This window comes from Flavobacterium sp. (genome assembly GCF_043760115.1).
Taxonomy (GTDB): Bacteria; Bacteroidota; Bacteroidia; order Flavobacteriales; family Flavobacteriaceae; genus Flavobacterium.
In genome coordinates this window covers 1-3,940 of the sequence record NZ_JAYUPK010000033.1, presented here as the reverse complement: position 1 = coordinate 3,940, position 3,940 = coordinate 1, and the positions used below count along the sequence as shown (strand labels likewise).

2 protein-coding genes are annotated in these 3,940 nt (G+C 32.5%); both read right to left on the bottom strand.

Annotated elements, in window-relative coordinates:
* The coding region (locus tag ACH2BC_RS02865) for a choice-of-anchor tandem repeat GloVer-containing protein (protein WP_395052477.1) at positions 1 to 1,547 on the bottom strand (1,547 nt) is incomplete at its 3' end.
* Positions 1,548 to 1,624: 77 nt separating this feature from the next.
* Positions 1,625 to 3,859, bottom strand: coding sequence for a T9SS type A sorting domain-containing protein (locus ACH2BC_RS02860; protein ID WP_395052476.1), 2,235 nt, complete (start codon positions 3,857 to 3,859; stop codon positions 1,625 to 1,627).
* Between the last annotated feature and the right edge of the window lie 81 nt (positions 3,860 to 3,940).

Here is a 3,940-nt window from a genome sequence, read left to right as displayed (position 1 = left end):
ATTGTGTTTTTGGTTGGATTTGGGTACAGTGAAATTGAGTTTTTATCAGCAATAACTTCTGGAACATCAAGGCAATTTACGTTAATATTTAAATTCATGGTGGTTGTTTCGCCACATTCGTTAGTCATGGTGCAAGTATAAATACCTGTATCTGATGCTATAAGATTATTTATATTTAATATACCTGTAGTTTGCAACGGTACAATAACATCATCTTTTTTCCATACATAAGTTGTGGCGTTTGTGTTATTAATATTGTATGTAAATGGTGTATTTACACAAGGACTAAATGTGCTGGGAATAAATTCTTGATAAGATGGTTTACGGCATATTTCTATAAAATTGGCATTGTTAGAACCATTTATTGGTGCACTATTTCCTCCTTGATTTACAATTGTATTAGTATCACTTAACCATCTATAAGTGCCACCATTAGGTATTGTGCCCACAAAATGTCCATTACTATTTTTTATTAAAGATGTTGGATAACGAACATAATTATTAAAATTAGTATTGCTATTAAAAATATTAATTCCAAAATATTGTTTTACTTCAAAGACATTTGTAGTTGGTGTATATTCGAATAAAGTGCCACGAAAATCTGACAGGTCAGTACTTGTATTTCCTGGTGGAATACCACCATATTCGCACAAACCATAAACTTTACCGTTATTTCCATTAACTAAAGTATTTGGATTACCTCCTGTTACTCCATTTAAATCTATTTTTTTTGTAAAAGTATTTGAATTAAAGTTATATTCAAATAATATACCTGTGTATCCAGTTTGAGTTATTCCACCATTTAATGTAGCACCTATAAGTTTTCCAGGACTAATTTCAACTAGCTGAGTCCAAGGTGCTGAGCCTTCGGAAGCAATATCACAATTTAATGGATGTGCAACACTTAAGTTATTAGTTGAAATTTTAAATTTTACAACACAACCATTTTCATAATACGTTGACAAAGCATTAGGACAAATATTATCAAACGAAGTTCCATATAAATTACCATCTGATGCTTTAATTAACTCGTAACCAAATATATTTTTAAACGGTAATTTATTGTAGAATGTTACAATCTGCGTGTTCAAATCATATTTGTATATTCTATTATAGGTTGCTCCGTATAATTGACCTATAATTGGTTCTAAAACACCGATTCTAGGATTGGTTTCAACACCATTAGAATTTATTAAATCAGTTTCAAAATATTTTACAACTCTATATTTATTTAAAATTAAATCATACTCGTATAAAACACCAGCATTAGTTACTAATTGTCCTAAACTTCCACCAAACAAAGTTGTACCATATAACTTACCATTACTAGCCAAAAATAATTTTCCTTTAGGTATTTTACCTTCTGTACCATTAAACTCATGCATAATCACTGGGCTTTCTCCATTGATATCATACCTGGTTATATTTCCAAAATAAGCATTGGGTTGTTCAGAAATATACTCATCTCCTGAATTTACACCCCAAAGTTCTTTTTGAGAATAGCTATTTACACAGCAAAATAAAAAAAGTATTAGCATCCTTTTCATTTTGAAATTATATTAAAATAACCTTTGTCAAAGTTTAAAACTTTGACAAAGGTATTTGATTAGAAATTGTTTATAATTTATTTAATTACAATTTGTCTTGATTCTTGTTTTCCGTCAACTTTTAAAACAATAAAATAAGTTCCTTTTGCAAGACCTTCTTTTTCAATTTTATTATCGCCTCTTCGTAAAGTAAAACTTTGGATTTCATTTCCAGAAAAATCATTTAATATTGCAGTTGCACTATTATTAAAATCGGTTACTTTAATATTAAAGATACCAGAGTTGGGATTTGGTGAAATAGTTACAGTTTCAATTATTTCCTTTACAGGATTTATGGTATTTGATACTACTTGTCTTAAGGTGCTTGATCCAAAAGAGGTGGCGCAAACTTGTATTGGTCCAGGATAATTAGCACATACTTGATTAATAGGTGTTCCACCACTACCAGAAATGGTTAAAATATTGTTGGTTGAGCCACTAATTCCAATGTTTCCACTCGAAGTAGTGTAATTCACACCATTTACAGTCCAAGAGCTTACAATGCCACAAGCACCATTAACAGCATATTGATCAGAAAAAGGTCCAGGAGTTAAAACAACAGTGTAATAATTAATAGTTTTGCTTATTGTGTTACTATTACAACCATTAATACCAATTGCTGTTGCTGTAAATGTTACTGATGTTCCAGCACTATTTACAACAAATGTTGGATTTGCAGAAGTACAATTAGCAGCACAAGTTACACCAGCAGGAAACGTCCAAGTATAGCTGGTAACTCCAGTAATTGGGGTAACTGCTATACTAGTAACAGGTGCAGTTCCTTTAACAACACAATTAGGTGCTGTAAAAACAGGTGCATTTGGCTTAATATTTATTGTTGTAGAAACAGATGTAGTGTTACAAGCAGCAGTTGCAGAACGCGCACTTAATGTAAACGAACCTGCTGCAGCTCCAGTTGTATTTACCGTTACTATGGATGAAGTCGCGTTTACAAGTGTTACACCAGCTACAGATGCAGGCGTTGTAAACCATTGAATAGCATTAGATGTTGTTGGACTTAAAGTAAAAGTATTTCCAGTAGATGTACTATTTATACAAGTGGTTGTTGTTCCTGTTGGTATAACCGTTAAAGGCGCAGTAATATTGCGTTCTATCTGGTATTTAAAAATGGCAGGATCGCAAGGTCCAGTTATTGTTAATGTTAACTCTCCTGGATTATTATTGCCTTGTGTATTTACAGCTAATTGCGTATTAACATTTGCTGTCGCAACCAAACTAGTTGCAAAAGTCCAACCAGTATTAGCAGCTGTCCAAGTATACGTTTGTCCTGCTGGTGGATTTGGATATACAATATTAAATATTGCTGGTGCTGCAACTGTACCGGTTGGTACGCAAGTTGGTGGTGCTGTAACAAAAGTAAGATTAGGTGCGATAATTATATTTTTTGTAATACAAGTTGTGTGTGAACCTAGAACAAAATTATTAATTACATCAGAAACACCACCATCTGTTGTATTTGGATTTACTCTACCAAAACAACATTGTAGTGTAAAAGGAGTTACTGTTGCTCCTGTAGTAAAAGTAATAGAACTATTATCGGCAGATGTGTAGAAAGAATTGGCAACGGTTGCAGGATAAATGCTAGCTGGTAAACCACTCCAATAATAACTATCAAATCCAATATTATCATTAGTATTATCACTTACAGTTCTATCTACAGAATAAGTATAGGTTGTATTTGGTTTTAGACAACTTGGTCCAGTTATTGTTGGAATATTAAATAACGGTACAAAATTTTTAAAAACATCAAATGTTAATGAATTTCCACAACCAGTTAGACTATAACTTACTTTAACATGACCTTTACTTCTAGCCCAACTTGGATTTAATGTCTCACTAGAATTTGATCTGTAAAATTTATTATAACTAAGAATTTGAGCAGTTAATCCTGCTGCTGGTTGAGTAACTCCATTATAATTTCCACTAACTCCAACTATAGTTCCAGCAGTTGCAGTATTGGTTATGTCGCCTTTTAAACTCCAACTCGCAGTTAAAACTCCAGATGGTGGATTAAATGTAAAAGTTCCGCCTTGATTTGGAGAGTTTGGAGGAACTAACTGAGTATCTGGCATTGATACAAGTCCACCATTTGTAACTTTTCCTCCAGCACCAAAAACACCGCCAAGGGCAGTATTTGTTGTTACAACAGTACAATTTGCTGGTACAGTTACGGTTTGCGCAAAACCAAAGCTTGCACTCAACAACACAATTAATAGTAATTGTGTTTTAAAAAATTTATATAAAATATTCATATTTATGATTTTTGTTAAATTAAAATAAAGTTTTTAGGTTAGAAGATATTTAGAGCCAGTTCCTTTTCTGCGTGGTGCGAA

Bases quoted from the DNA above. Each gene is read 5' to 3' on its own strand.
- ACH2BC_RS02860 (WP_395052476.1), bottom strand. From the start codon at position 3,859: ATGAATATTTTATATAAATTTTTTAAAACACAATTACTATTAATTGTG.